The 14,610-nt window shown below is 66.0% G+C and carries 11 protein-coding genes; 10 read left to right on the top strand and 1 reads right to left on the bottom strand.

The window, feature by feature from the left end; all coding sequences use genetic code 11:
• Window positions 1–104 precede the first annotated feature (104 nt).
• The gene (locus ACOYW5_RS11820; protein ID WP_423065089.1) at window positions 105–1,916 is read left to right on the top strand and encodes a PfkB family carbohydrate kinase; all 1,812 of its coding nucleotides are present in this window, start codon (window positions 105–107) and stop codon (window positions 1,914–1,916) included.
• The gene (locus ACOYW5_RS11825) at window positions 1,913–2,860 is read left to right on the top strand and encodes a nucleoside hydrolase (protein WP_423065090.1); all 948 of its coding nucleotides are present in this window, start codon (window positions 1,913–1,915) and stop codon (window positions 2,858–2,860) included. The genes ACOYW5_RS11820 and ACOYW5_RS11825 overlap by 4 nt, the downstream gene beginning before the upstream one ends.
• 8 nt (window positions 2,861–2,868) lie before the next feature.
• Here ACOYW5_RS11825 and ACOYW5_RS11830 read toward each other — a convergent pair whose 3' ends face one another.
• Window positions 2,869–4,656 (bottom strand): gamma-glutamyltransferase family protein, encoded by a 1,788-nt coding sequence (locus tag ACOYW5_RS11830; RefSeq protein ID WP_423065091.1) that lies wholly within the window; start codon window positions 4,654–4,656, stop codon window positions 2,869–2,871.
• Window positions 4,657–4,868: 212 nt separating this feature from the next.
• Here ACOYW5_RS11830 and ACOYW5_RS11835 point away from each other — a divergent pair, with 212 nt between their 5' ends.
• The 8 genes from ACOYW5_RS11835 to ACOYW5_RS11870 all read left to right on the top strand — a co-directional run bounded on the left by ACOYW5_RS11835 (window position 4,869) and on the right by ACOYW5_RS11870 (window position 14,596).
• Entirely contained in the window at window positions 4,869–5,576 is a 708-nt protein-coding gene (locus ACOYW5_RS11835; protein WP_423065092.1) for a FadR/GntR family transcriptional regulator, read from the top strand.
• Window positions 5,577–5,588: 12 nt separating this feature from the next.
• The gene (locus ACOYW5_RS11840) at window positions 5,589–7,247 is read left to right on the top strand and encodes an amidase (protein ID WP_423065093.1); all 1,659 of its coding nucleotides are present in this window, start codon (window positions 5,589–5,591) and stop codon (window positions 7,245–7,247) included.
• Window positions 7,248–7,423: 176 nt separating this feature from the next.
• Entirely contained in the window at window positions 7,424–8,968 is a 1,545-nt protein-coding gene (locus ACOYW5_RS11845; protein ID WP_423065094.1) for an ABC transporter substrate-binding protein, read from the top strand.
• Window positions 8,969–9,034: 66 nt separating this feature from the next.
• Window positions 9,035–9,976, top strand: coding sequence for an ABC transporter permease (locus ACOYW5_RS11850; RefSeq protein ID WP_423065095.1), 942 nt, complete (start codon window positions 9,035–9,037; stop codon window positions 9,974–9,976).
• A 4-nt stretch (window positions 9,977–9,980) separates the two neighbouring features.
• Window positions 9,981–10,799, top strand: coding sequence for an ABC transporter permease (locus tag ACOYW5_RS11855; RefSeq protein WP_423065096.1), 819 nt, complete (start codon window positions 9,981–9,983; stop codon window positions 10,797–10,799).
• Window positions 10,796–12,625 (top strand): dipeptide ABC transporter ATP-binding protein, encoded by a 1,830-nt coding sequence (locus tag ACOYW5_RS11860; RefSeq protein ID WP_423065097.1) that lies wholly within the window; start codon window positions 10,796–10,798, stop codon window positions 12,623–12,625. The genes ACOYW5_RS11855 and ACOYW5_RS11860 overlap by 4 nt, the downstream gene beginning before the upstream one ends.
• Window positions 12,626–12,645: 20 nt before the next feature.
• Window positions 12,646–13,812 (top strand): M20 aminoacylase family protein, encoded by a 1,167-nt coding sequence (locus ACOYW5_RS11865; protein ID WP_423065098.1) that lies wholly within the window; start codon window positions 12,646–12,648, stop codon window positions 13,810–13,812.
• 10 nt (window positions 13,813–13,822) lie between these two features.
• Window positions 13,823–14,596, top strand: coding sequence for a cysteine hydrolase family protein (locus ACOYW5_RS11870; protein WP_423065099.1), 774 nt, complete (start codon window positions 13,823–13,825; stop codon window positions 14,594–14,596).
• Window positions 14,597–14,610: the final 14 nt, after the last annotated feature.

Below are 14,610 nucleotides of genomic sequence, written 5' to 3' on the forward strand. Positions count from 1 at the left end.
TTTGGAACGTCAACGGCCATTGTCATCGCGCCGTCGCAAAACAGCCCTTGCCGCAAAGAGGTCTAGTCTGTTAGACCTTTCTGCAAACTCAATGGAGAGACTCGATGCGCGTACTGGTGGTTGGCAATGCGTCCCTTTCGGACCTGATCCTGAAAGCCGGCGCAGCGCCAGGTTCGTCATCGGTCTCCGCGTTGAAGGACTCGCCCGGGACGCACGGAAAGTGGGTTCCAGGCGGTGCGGCGACGACAATCGCCCTCGCCATCAGGGCAACGGGCCATGAGGTCCAGCTCTGCCATCCACTCGCCGCAGACCCGCTGCAGCGCTCGGATCTCTCCGATCTCACCGCGCGGGGCATCGACTTCGGCAAGTCACCACTGGTCGAAGCCGAAGCCGGACGCTGCATCATCGTTTACGGCGGCGCCGATCGCTTCGCCTGGTCGACTCCTTCCGACCGCGAGGTCTCGGTGGATGCCGTCGAAGCGCTGGAGGGGGTCGAGTACGTCGTCGTCGCGCCGGTCTGGAGCAAGCTCTCGCAGCTCATCGTCGCCGAAGCCAACCGGCGCGGCATCCCCTGCGCCCTGGTCGGCGAGTTTGCGACCGGCGCGGACAGCGTCGACTGGGACACAGTGATCATCGATCGGGCCCAGAGGGAAGCGGCGGGGCGCTTTGCCACCAATACGCTGGTGGTCACCGATGGCGCAGCGGGATCGAACGTGGCGGTTGGCGGCGAGTCCTTCCATGTCCCGGCAAGGCCAGTCGAGGTAGTCGACACCACCGGAGCCGGGGACACCTATGGCGGCTCCTTCATCGGTGCGCGTCTCGGGGGTCGCGGTCACCGGGAGGCGGCCGAGTACGCGACCGAGATGGCGGCGAAATGCTGCGGCGGGTTCGGCTCGTGGGCGGCGTTTACCGCTGCGCCCGCCGAGCCGCTCAAGACGGAGCTGAGCAAGCGCGACCGCGTCGTCGGCGCACTGTGGGGTACGGCCTGCGGCGATGCATTCGGAATGCCGAACTCGTTCCTCAGGCAATTGCCGTGGCTCACCGAAATGATGCCGGGCCCGCCCAACAGCCCCTATCATGCCGGCTATCCCGCCGGCCGTATAACTGACGACACCGAGCAGGCGATCGCGCTCACCGAGGCCTTGCTGGCCGGGTTCACGCCGGAGACGGTGGCGGCCAAGCTCAACGAATGGTTCATCAGCGTCGGCGGCGAGAGTTCGCTCGCTGTTGGCCCCAGTACAAAGCGCGCCATGCTGGCCTTCGCCCGCGGCGAAGACGTGCGCGAGATCGGCAAGTTCGGAGTCACCAACGGCTCGGCCATGCGGGTCGCGCCGATCGGCGTCGTGGCTGGACTCAAGGGGCTTTCAACCCGCGCCATGATCGACCTCGTCGAGGTGTCGTGCACGCCGACCCATTTCACCTCGCCAGCCATTTCCGGCGCCGGCGCCATTGCGGGAGCCATCGCCGCTGCGATCAAGGGAGCGAATTGGGACGACGTCATCAGGGCTGCGCTCGAGGGCGCTGCGGAAGGCGAGACGCGCGGCAACTGGATCTACGCGCCCAGCATCGTCGAGCGTATCCGGCTGGCGCTGAGCATTGCGGACCGCAGCGCCACCCCGAAGGAATTCACCGAGACGATCTCGCTGGTGGTGGGAACAGGCGAGCCCTGCACCGAGTCCGTACCGGCCGCCGTCGCTGCCGCGCACTATGCCAAGGGCAACCCGGCGCTCGCCATCGAACTCTGCGCCAACGCGCGCGGCGATACCGACACAACGGCGGCGATGGCCGGCGGCATCTGCGGCGCTTTTGCGGGTTGGACTCCCCTCCCCGACCGATGGCGCGCGCTGGTGGGTGAAGTGAACAAACTCGACGTCGCCCTGTGGGCGACCAAACTGGAACAGGCCGCAGCCCTATGAGACCTCTGCTTATCGACTGTGACACCGGCATCGACGACGGCATCGCCATAGCCCTCGCGCATCAGAGCGGTGTCTTCGACATCGTCGCCATCACCGCCGTATCCGGCAATCTCACCGCCGACCGGTGCAGCGAGAACTCGCGCATCATCCTCGACCTGATCGGGGCCGGCGACATTCCGGTGGCGCAGGGGCCAATGCGCCCATTGGTGCGGCCCTATCCGCGCGATCCATTCTCCCATGGCGACAATGGCCTCGCGAACATCGTCTTCCCGCCGACCCAGCGCGTTGCCGACAAGCGTTTTGCGCCTGATCTCATCATCGAGATGGCCGAACGCTACCCGGGGCAGCTGGAGATTGCGGCGCTCGGGCCGCTGACCAATCTCGCACTTGCGACGATCAAGGACCCCTCCCTGCCCGGCAAGATCGCCAAGGTCAGCGCCATCGCCGGAGCCTTCGGCTTCCAGCAGTTCGGCACCTCGCGCGCTACGGGTGACAACCCGGCGAGCGAGTGGAACGTCTATGTAGATCCCGAGGCGGCGCAACTGGTGTTCGAGGCGAGGTTCAACCTCACGGCCGTCGGGCTCGACGTCGCCACCCATCCGCAACTGACGCTCTCGACGACGCAACGGGCGACGCTCGCGGCGGCCAAGACCCCGATGTCATCGCTGGTGCTCGATGTGCTCGACTTTGTCGAGAAGCGCGGCTTCGGCGCCTATTGCGGGCTGATCGACAGCATGGCGATTGCGGCTTTGATCGACCCGGGGCTGGTCCAGACCGAGACGATCCGCGTGATCGTCGAACGGAAGAGCGACCTGAGCCTCGGCCAGACCATCGTCGAGCGGCGCGAGAACTTCGCCTGGGAGGGGCTGAGCCAGATCTCGGCGGTGAAGGACGCAAAGTTCGGGGAGATCACCGACCTGCTGGTCGCCGCATGCAACAAGTGAGCACGAGTTCAGCGCCCGATGGCATAGGCCTGCATAAGGCGCGGCGTGGCGGCAGCCCGGAGTAGCCCGTCGGCATCCCGGCGTGCGGCGGTGAGGCGGCCCACTGTCCATGGGCGCGCCAGTTCGAGCTTGTGACCTCGGGCGGCAAGACTGTCGAGCGTCGCCGCCGGCGCACTCGACTCGATCATCAGGTGCCCGGGCTCGCGGGAGCGCGGATAGAACGAGGCCGGGATATGCGCGGTGTGAAACAGCGGCATGTCGATGGCTTCCTGCAGGTTGAGGCCATGATGCACATGCCGCAGGAAGAATGAGAGCTGCCACTGGTCTTGCTGATCGCCACCGGGGGTGCCGAAGGCCATGGCCGCGCCGTCGGCGTGAAGGGCGATGGTTGGTGTCAGGGTCGTGCGCGGCCGTCGGCCGGGCACCAGCGAGTTAGGCAGGTCGGGTGTCAGCCAGAACATCTGGGCGCGTGAGTTGAGGCAGAAGCCAAGTTCCGGAATGGTCGGAGAGGATTGGAGCCAACCGCCCGATGGCGTCACGGATACCATGTTGCCCCAGCGGTCGATGACGTCGACGTGGACGGTGTCGCCGCGCTCTTCGGCCAGATGTCCCATGGTCGGTTCGAACACCACACCATGCTTGCCGTCCATGGCGGAAAGGAACGCCCGGGACCGCTCGAACAGGGCCTCATATCCCGGCAACTGCCCCGGCCGCAGGTCGAATGATGCCTCCTTGCCGATGAGGGCCCGCCGCTGGCGATTGTATTGGTCCGACAGCAGCGCCTCGAGGGGCGGCGGCTCTGCGCCGGAATCGCCGTAATAGACCTCGCGGTCGGCATAGGCGAGTTTCATGGCCTCGGTGACCGTGTGGACGAAGTCGGCGCCGTTCGGGTCGATACCAGCCATATCGAAGCCCGACAGCAGCGCCAGCGACTGCAGCAGCACCGGACCCTGCCCCCAGGCGCCGGTCTTGTGCACCGTCCAGCCCTGGTAGTCATAGCTCGCCGAGGCCTCGACCGTAGCTTGCCAGCCGGCCATGTCCGCGCCCGTCAGCACGCCTTTGTGGCGACTGCCGCTTGCGTCCATCACCGAGGTATCGCTCACGAACCGGTCGATCGCCTCGGCGACGAAGCCGCGATAGAACGCATCGCGCGCCGCCTCGATCTGGGCTTCGCGCCCCCTGCGGGCCTCCGCCTCGGCGAGGACGCGCGTCCAGGTCGCGGCAAGGGTCGGGTTGCTGAAGTTGCTGTTCGGCCTCGGCGGAGCGCCGCCGGGCAACCACATGGCGTAAGACGTCGGCCATTCCGTGCGGAAGAACTCCGCCATCTCGGCGATCGTCTGGCTGACGCGCGGCAGCACCGGGTGGCCGTGTTCGGCATAGTGGATGGCCGGCTCGAGTACGGTGCGCAGGTCGAGGCTGCCATAGTCGCGCAGCATCAGCATCCAGCCATCGAAACTGCCGGGTATGACCGTGGCGAGCATGCCGTCGCCTGGAATGAGGTCGAGCCCCTCGGAGCGATAGTGCGCGATGGTGGCGCCTGCGGGGGCCGGCCCCTGCCCGCAGATGACTTCAACCTTGCCCCGAGCCGCCGAATAGACCAGCGCCGGCATGTCGCCGCCCGGCCCGTTGAGGTGTGGTTCGACGACCTGCAGCACGAAGCCGGTAGCGACCGCAGCATCGAATGCATTGCCGCCGCGCTCGAGCATGCTCATGCCCACGGCCGAGGCGATCCAGTGCGTGGAGGTGACCACGCCAAATAGGCCCAGGATTTCCGGCCGGGTCGTAAACGTGCTCATCAATCCTCCGAGGCTGAACCAATTTCGTTAATGAGCCACCCGGAGTGGTGTGCTGCGAGACGAGGCGCGCCCGGGAGGACTATCCGCTCGAGCCATACTGCGCCAATTCGTCCGTCGGCACCAATGGTTCTGCATAATTTTCGAGCACATTTTCCCTATTGACAGATTTTGTGCAGGTCATAGGCTTGGTACCAATTCAATATTGGTTCACAATGCTGACCACGACACTCAATTCCAGCCTGGTGCGTACGCAGATCATGGCGCTGATCCAATCCGGGGCGCTCGGTCCGGCCGGCCGTCTGCCGACCGAGCGCGAGCTCAGCGACCAGCTGGGCGTTGGACGCCGCAGCATCCGGCTGGCGCTCGAAGCGCTGGAGGCCGAGGGGTTGATCTGGCGCCGTCAGGGCAAGGGTACGTTCGCGGGCTCGCCGCCCGATCCGACCGGGGCCCTCGCCGCGGCGATCGTCGGCGATACCACCCCCGCCGACATCATGGAGGCGCGGCTGGCGCTGGAGCCGGCGCTCGCAGCGCTTTGCGCTCGCCACGCCCTGCCTTCGCATATCGAGCGCATGCGGCACCTGGCGCAGCGGACGCTGGAAGCGCCGAACCCGGACTCCGCCGAGCTGTGGGACGGCACGCTGCACCGCCTGATCGCCCAGACCGCCGGCAATCGGCCGATGATGACCATGCTGGCGCTGCTCGATGAAGTACGCGGCAACGAAACCTGGCGCGCGATCCGGTCGATGGCCCGTTCGGAGGAGACCAAGCGCAAATCGGATCGCGAACACCATGCGATCATCGATGCGATCGAGAGCGGCCTGCCCGATGCGGCCGCCGAAGCGATGCGCAATCACCTGCTTACCTTGATCGAAAACCTCCGCCGCGTGGGCGTCTTGCCCAAGCCGGTCTCCGGAAGCTGAGGGGAGTTGCTGGTGCCCGATCCCGCGTTCACCCTTGCCGATCTTGAAGCCGCAGAGCGGCTGATGGGCATCGTCTATACGGCACGCGAACGCCAGCAGATGCTCGGCAATCTCGACGGACAGATCGCGTCGGCCCGCCAGAGCCGGGCGCTGAAGCTCGAAAACGGTGTGCCGATGGCCAGCCGCTTCGATCCGCGCCTCGCCGGGTTCGGGATGCCGGCAGATACCGGAGTGAAGTTCAGCGCCGCGACGACCGCAGAGTTGCCCGCCGACGAGACCGATATCGCCTTTGCGCCGGTCACGGCGCTTGGCACGTGGATTCACACCGAACAGCTGACCAGCCGCCGGCTGACGCAGATCTATCTGGACCGGATCGCCACCTACAATCCGAAGCTCGAGTGCTTCGCTGCCATCCATCCGGATCGCGCGCTGGCGGAGGCCGACGCCGCCGATGCGCTGCTGCGGGCCGGCGTCTATCTCGGCCCACTGCACGGCATCCCCTATGGGGTGAAAGACCTGTTCGATACCGCCGGGATCGTCACCGGCTGGGGGGCAGAACCTTTCCGGGATCGAATGCCCACTGCCGACGCCACCATCGTGAAGCGGCTGCGCGCCGCCGGCGCAGTGCTCCTGGGCAAGACCACGGTCGGTGCCCTTGCCTATAACGACATCTGGTACGGGGGCCGTACGCGCAACCCGTTCAACACCGAGGAAGGCTCAAGCGGCTCGAGCGCTGGATCGGGCTCGGCCACCGCGGCCGGATTGTGCGCCTTCGCTATCGGTACCGAGACGCTCGGCTCGATCACTTCGCCATCGCAACGCTGCGGCACCACCGGCCTCAGGCCCACCTTCGGACGGGTGCCGCGGACCGGGGCCATGGCGCTCTGCTGGTCGCTCGACAAGGTCGGGCCGATGTGCCGCTCGGTCGAGGATACGGCGATCGTGCTCTCGGCGCTCAACGGCTATGACGCCGCCGACCGCAGTTCGATTGCCGCGCCGTTTTCGTTCGATGCCACGCGGCCAATCGCCGGCATGAAGCTCGGCTACCTGCCGGCGGCCTTCTATGATCCCGAGGCGAACGGCGTCGATCGCGCTGCGCTCGAGGCGGCGCGCGGGCTCGGCATCGAGGTCGTGCCGGTGTCGCTACCCGACCTGCCCTATGGGGCGCTGATGAACATCCTCTATGCAGAAGCAGCAGCAGCCTTCGAAGATCTGACGCTCAGCGACCTCGACGACACGCTGACCTGGCAGGACGAGGGCGCCTGGCCCAACACCTTCCGCAAGGCGCGCTTCCTGTCGGCGGTGGACCATGTCCAGCTCGACCGGCTGCGCTATCGCGTGATGCAGGCGATGGATGGCCTGTTCTCGGAAGTCGACGCGCTCATAGGGCCGTTCATGACCGGCCCCATGCTGGTGGCCAGCAACTTTACCGGACACCCCTGCCTGCACCTCAGAGCCGGCTTCATCGACAGCGGCACGCGAGGGCTGGCGTCGCTCGGCTCAGGCAAGCTCACCACGGGCACCGAGGACGGCGCGGGACCGGTGTTTCGGGTACCGCAGGGCATTTCACTGTGGGGGCGGCTGTTTCAGGAGGGGCCGATCCTCAACCTCGGAATGGCGCTGGAGAAGGCGCTCGACGTCGCGGGAGAACGCCCGCGCCTGCCGAGCTGAAAACCGGCGATGCCGGCTCCGGCCGACATTGCTTTCCCAAGGAGGGGCACGGGGTCCTGAGGACCTGACGTGTGGGCAACAAGAACCTTGCAGCCGCATAGGGGCCAGCCGGGCAGACGGAGCACGCGTATTGCCCGGCGGACGCCGGAACACGTCAATCACAAGGGGAAACGATTATGAAGCGCAGGAATTTTCTGATCTCTACAGCCGGCCTCCTGGGCAGCACGGCCATGCTGCCCGTCTTCACCAATCTGGCGATCGCCCAGGAGACGCCAGTAAGCGGCGGAACGCTGATCTGGGGTCACTCGGAGACGGTGCAGAACCTCGACATGCACCAGACCGGCACGGCCTCGACCAGCCGCGTGCTGCAGAACGTGCATTGCTCGATCGTCACCGTCGACAAGAACCTCAACGTCATCCCGGTCCTGGCGGAGAGCTTCGAAGTCGCCGAGGATGGCCTCACCTACACCTTCAAGCTCCGGTCCGACGTGGTCTTCCACAACGGCCAGAAGATGACTTCGGCCGACGTGAAATACTCGTTCGACCGCTGCAAGGACCCTGCCACCGGCGCGGTGAACTTCGAGGTGTTCAACAGCGTCGCCGCGATCGAAACGCCCGATGACCTGACCGTCGTCATCAAGATGTCGGCCGTCAACGCGCCGTTCCTCGCTCGCCTCGCCGAGAACGGCGCCGGCGTCATCATGCCGGCCGGTTCGGGCGACCAGCAGGGCACCACGCCGATCGGTGCGGGTCCGTTCAAGTTCGTCAGCTACGAGGCCGGCAATGCCGTCGTACTGGCCCGCTTCGACGAGTATTTCGAGGGCCCGGCCTATCTCGAGGGCGTCGTCGCCCGCGAGATCACCGAGCCGACCGTCCGCCTCACCGGCCTTCGCACGGGCGAATTCCACATGATCAACGACATTCCGCCCGACCGGATGGACGAGATCAAGGGCGACAGTCAATTCCAGACGGTGTCCTGGTTCCCACTCAACTTCGACTTCATCAACCTCAACAACGACTTCGAGCCGTTCAAGGACCAGCGCGTCCGCATGGCCTTCGACCTGATCATCGACAAGGAGACGCTGCTGCAGGGCGCGCTCTGGGGCCAGGGTGCGCTGACCGCGTCGCCGAGCTACCCGACCTCGCTCGCCTACAACAGCGAGCTGAAGCCGCGGGCGCAGGACATCGAGAAAGCCAAGGCGCTGCTGGCGGAAGCCGGCCATGCCCCGGGCACGCTCAACATCGTGTTCAAGGCGACGACCAACTACCCGTACCACGTCGAAGCGGCGCAGATCCTCGTCGAGTGGTTCCGCGAGGCGGGTGTGAACCTCACCATCGAGCAGCTCACCTGGGCGGACTGGCTGAGCCAGGTCTGGGTGAACAAGGACTTTGAGATGTCGATGATGAACTTCTTCGGCCTGTGGGAGTCCGACTTCCTCTACTACAGCCTCTATCACTCGACCGGCGGCTTCAACTATCGCCACATCAACGACCCGACCATCGACGACCTAGTCACCAAGGCCCGCAGCGTGGTGGACGATGCGGCGCGGGCCGACATCTACAAGCAGGTGCAGCAGCGCGTTTATGACGAAGTGCTGGACGTGGTGATCTGGTTCCGCAACGGCTCGATCGCCGCCCAGACCGGTGTCGGCGGGCTCGATACCGTGGTCCATCCCAACGGCAATGCGCTGAACTTCCACAAGGTCTGGCTCAAGGCCTGATCCTTCGGGGTTCACCGGGCCGGCCTCAGGGCCGGCCCTTTCCGGCTATGCCTGCGGAGCGTCGCCATGAGCTTTCTCCTCAATCGCCTTCTGTCGATCGCCCTCACCCTCGTGCTCATCTCGATGATCACGTTCGGGGTGACCAATATCCTGCCAGGCGACGTGGCCATGATGATCATGGGTACCCAGAGCAACCCGGAGGCGCTGGCCGGGCTGCGGCAATCGCTCGGCCTCAACGATCCGCTGGTCGTGCAGTATGGCCGCTGGATCGCCGGCATGGTGACCGGCGACTGGGGCAACTCCCTGATCTTCAAGGTGCCGATCACCGAACTGCTCGGGCAGAAGATCCGCTCGAGCGCATTGGTGGTCGTCCTCTCGATGGCCATCGCGCTCGCTGCCGCCGTACCGCTCGGCGTCTGGGCCGCGGTCCATCGCAACCGCTGGCAGGACACGCTGAGCTCGAGCACCGCACTCTTGGGTGTCAGCCTGCCCGATTTCTTCTGGGGCATCATGATGATCCTCTTGTTCGCGCGCGGGCTCGGCTGGCTGCCCTCGAGCGGCGTCGCCGATCCGGCGGTCGATTTCGGCGCGGCGCTGCGGTACGCGCTACTGCCGTCCCTGGCCCTCGGGCTGGGGCTGATGGCGCACCTGACGCGCATGACGCGCTCCACCATGGTGGGCATCCTCAACCAGGAATTCGTCCGGGTGGCCCGCGCCAAGGGCCTGTCCGAGCGGGTGGTGGTCCGGCGCTACGCGCTCGCCAACGCCATCGGGCCGGTGATGACGATTGCCGGGCTGCAGGTGGGATACCTCTTCGGCTCGATCATCGTGGTCGAGACGCTGTTCAACTACACCGGTATGGGCTGGCTGACCTACCAGGCGCTGCTCAATCGCGACGTGCCACTCATCCAGGCCACCGTCTTCGTTATCGCCGCCGTGGTGATGCTCATCAATCTCCTGGTCGACCTGCTCTACGTGCTCGTCGATCCGCGCATCCAGCTGGAGTAGCGGCATGAAGCGTTTCCTCACCACCAAGGGGGTGATCGGCGCCTCGCTCGTCCTGCTGGTCATCCTGGTGGCCCTGCTCGCTCCGGTGCTGATCACCTCGGAGATGTCGACGCGCATGGATATGCGGGCCCGGCTCGCGGGCCCATCCCTCAACCATGTGCTCGGCACCGACCAGCTCGGGCGCGACCTGTTCTTCCGCGTCATGCTGGGCACCCAGACCTCGATCGGCATTGCCGGCACCGCGGTGCTGCTCTCGATCGTCATCGGCCTGCCGCTCGGAATCGTCTCCGGCTACTACCGCGGGCATGTCGACAACGTGCTGATGCGGATCGTCGATACGCTACTCGCCTTCCCGGCGCTGCTGCTGGCGCTAGTGATCAGCGCCATGCTCGGCCCCAACCTGCAAAACACTATCATCGCCGTGGGCATCGCCTTCACCCCGTTCCTCGCCCGCATCGTTCGCGGCGAGGCGCTGCGGGTGGCGCAGATGCCGTATGTCGAAGCGGCGCGCGCCTCGGGCACCAACGACCTGATGATGATCATCCGGCATATCCTCCCCAACATCATGCCGCAGATCATCGTGCAGGCGACGATCAGCCTCGCCTTCGCCATCCTCGCCGAGGCGGGCCTCTCGTTCCTCGGCCTCGGCACGCAGCCGCCCAACTCCTCCTGGGGCCTGATGATCCAGGCGTCGCGCGACTATCTCGACGTCGCGCCGTGGACCGCACTGGTGCCCGGCGGAGCAGTGGCGCTGACGGTGCTCGGGCTCAACATGTTCGGCGACGTGCTGCGCGACGTACTCGATCCGAGGGTCCAGGGATGAATGAACTCAAACCTATCGTCGCTATCGACAAGCTCCGCGTCGAGTTCCCCACCGACGGCGGCACCGTCAACGGCGTCAACGACGTCAGCTTCTCCATCCGCCCTGGCGAGACGGTGTGCGTCGTTGGCGAATCCGGGTCGGGCAAGTCGGTGACCTCGCTAGCGCTGATGCGGCTGGTCGAGTTCGGCGGCGGCATCATTACCGGCGGGGCGCTCAGGTTCGCGCGCGGTGATGGCAGCGTGCTGGACGTCACCAGTGCCGACGCGGCGACCATGCAGTCGATCCGCGGCAACGAGATCGGCATGATCTTCCAGGAGCCGATGACGTCGCTGAACCCGGTGTTCACGATCGAGCGCCAGCTCATCGACGGGTTGATGACGCATCGCAGGCTCAGCCGGGAGACGGCTTCGACGCGGGCACTCGAGCTGCTCAACGAAGTGCGCATCCCCGAGCCGGAGCGACGGCTGAAGCAATATCCGCACGAGCTGTCGGGCGGCATGCGACAGCGCGTGGTCATCGCCATGGCCATGGCCTGCGACCCGCGCCTGCTGATCGCCGACGAGCCGACGACGGCGCTCGACGTCACCATCCAGGCCGAAATCCTGGCGCTGGTCGATCGCCTGAAGCGCGAGAACGGCATGTCGGTGCTGTTCATCACCCACGACATGGCGGTGGTGGCGCAGATGGCCGACCGCGTGGTCGTCATGTACCGCGGCAATATCGTCGAACAGGGAACGGTCGAGGAGATCTTCGAGAACCCGCGGGAGGACTACACCAAGGCGCTCCTCGCCGCGGTGCCGCGGCTGGGTGCGATGCGCGGCAAGGCCGTGCCCGAAAAGATGCCGGTGCTGAACACCGGCTCGGCCCCGGCAGCCCCCGCCGCCGGCGCCGCTGCCGAGGCCACGCCGCACATCCTCCTCGATGTGCGCGGGCTTACGACGCGCTTTCCCGTCAAGCGGGGCCCGCTTCGCCTGACGGTCGCCAATGTCCACGCCGTCGAGGACGTTAGCCTGCAGCTCAATATCGGCGAGACGCTGGCACTGGTCGGCGAATCCGGTTGCGGCAAGTCGACCACCGGCCGTTCCATCCTGCGCCTCGTCGAGCCGATGTCGGGCGCGGTGACGCTCGACGGCTGGGATGTCCGCGCCCTCGGCGCGACGGACCTGCGGCGGGCCCGGCGCGACATGCAGATGATCTTCCAGGACCCGTTTGCCTCGCTGAACCCCTATCGCCGGCTGCGCGACCAGGTGGCCGAACCGCTGGTCAACTTCGCCATGGCGGAGGGCAAGGAACTCGAGGACCGGGTGGCGACGCTGTTCGACCGGGTCGAGCTGCCGCGCAGCGTCATGCGGCGCTTTCCGCATGAGCTGAGCGGCGGCCAGCGGCAGCGCGTGGCCATCGCGCGCGCCCTTGCCACCGATCCCAAGCTCATCGTTGCCGATGAGGCCGTGTCCGCGCTTGATGTTTCGGTGCGGGCCCAGATCCTGAACCTGATGATGGGCCTCCAGGCCGATCTCGGGGTGTCTTTCCTGTTCATCAGCCATGACATGGCCGTGGTCGAACGCGTCTCGCACAAGGTTGGCGTGATGTATCTCGGCCGCATCGTCGAGTTCGGTACCCGTCAGCAGATTTTCGAGAACCCGCAACACGACTACACGAGGACGCTGCTGGCGGCGGTGCCGATCGCCGATCCGCGCCAGAGGCGCCTCCTCGACGACAAGGTCTTTCGCTCGATACCCTCTCCCGTCCATCCTGCCGGATACCAGGCGCCGCCCTCGCTCTACACTGAAGTCGAGCCTGGCCATCTGGTCCTGCGCCCCAACTGACAAGCAACAGGTCTGCCATCATGCCCATCAAGAACCGGATTGCCGAACTGCACGATGAGATCACCGCCTGGCGGCGCGATATCCACGAGCATCCCGAGACGATGTACGACACGGAGCGCACCTCTGCCCTCGTCGCCGATAAGTTGCGCGAATTCGGCTGCGACGAGGTGGTCGAAGGCATCGGCCGCACCGGCGTCGTCGGGGTGATCAAAGGGCGTACCGATACGGCGGGCCGCGTCGTCGGCCTGAGGGCTGACATGGACGCGCTCCCGATCATCGAGGCGACGGGCCTACCCTATGCCTCAAAGACCCCCGGCAAGATGCATGCGTGCGGCCACGACGGGCACACAGCCATGCTGCTGGGCGCAGCGAAATACCTGGCAGAGACTCGCAACTTCGACGGAACGGCGGTGGTCGTGTTCCAGCCGGCCGAGGAAGGCGGGGCCGGCGGCGACGCGATGGTCAAGGACGGGCTCATCACCCGCTGGGGCATCCAGGAGATTTACGGCATGCACAACATGCCCGGCCTGCCGGTGGGCAGCTTCTCGATCCGCCCGGGCGCCTTCTACGCGGCGACCGACAACTTCACCGTCGATGTCGTCGGTAAGGGCAGCCACGCGGCGCGTCCGCATGCCGGCGTCGATACCACCCTGATCGCCAGCCACATCGTCATTGCGCTGCAGTCGATCGCCTCGCGCAACGCCGATCCGTTGAAATCGCTGGTGGTCTCGGTGACGAGCTTCCGCACCGAGTCCGACGCCTACAACGTCATCCCCGAGCATGTTGAACTGCGCGGCACCGTGCGCACCTTCGACAAGGAAATACGGCAGCTCGCCGAGGATCGCTTCAAGGCTATCGCCACCACCACGGCGGAGGCGTTCGGCGGCAAGGCCAATGTCCGCTACGAGCGGGGTTACCCCTCGATGGTCAATGCCGAGACCGAGACAATCTTTGCACGCGACGTGGCCAGGAAAATCTCCGGCATTCCGGTAATCGACGCCGCGGCGATCATGGGCGGCGAGGACTTTGCCTACATGCTCGAGGCCTGCCCGGGCGCCTATATCCAGATCGGCAACGGCAACACCGCGGACGTCCACCATCCGCTCTACAACTTCAACGACGAGGCGATCCCGCACGGCACCTCATACTGGGCCGAGCTGGTCGAAACTCGCATGCCGGTGGCATAGAGGCGGGATCATGTCCGAGACATCACGCAGCGTCGGCAGCGGGCGCAACAGCTGGAGCGCGAGCCCGGAGCGGATAAGCCTCGCGACAGTGCGTGCCGCAGCGCGCCCGATCGGCATCGCCGCATCTCCGATCGCGATCGAGCTGGATCTCAGCCGGACCGCCGTGATCGTCGTCGACATGCAGAACGCCTTCTGCGCGCCCGGCGGTCTGTCGGACATCAATGGCTTCGACCTCGCGCCGGTCCGCGCTCCCATCGCGCCGCTCAACACGCTGCTGCCGGCGCTGCGCAGCGCCGCTGTTCCCGTTATCTGGCTCAACTGGGGCAATCGCCCGGACCGGCTCAACATGCCGCCGATGGCGCTGCACGCTTTCGATCGCGATGGCCATGGCCGCGGCATCGGCGGAGAGCTGCCTGGCGGCAAGGGCGCGGTGCTGATCAAGGACAGCTGGTCGGCGGCGATCGTCGACGAGCTCCAACCCGATCCCCGCGACATCCATGTCGACAAATACCGCCTCAGCGGCTTCTGGGACACGCCGCTCGACGGCATCCTGCGCAATCTCGACGTCCGCACCCTGCTCTTTGCCGGCGTGAACCTCGACGTCTGCGTCTACCACACCTTGGCCGACGCGCATTTCCTCGGCTACGAATGCGTGTTCGTCGAAGATTGCTGCGGCACCACCGCGCCGCAGTTCTGCGTCGATGCGACGCTATTCAACATAAAGAAGTGCTTCGGCTTCCTGACGACATCGGTCGCGCTCGCAGCTTCGCTGGGAGCCGATTGACGGGCCAGCCGACT

Source organism: Devosia sp. CN2-171 (assembly GCF_049354815.1).
Lineage (GTDB): Bacteria > Pseudomonadota > Alphaproteobacteria > Rhizobiales > Devosiaceae > Devosia_A.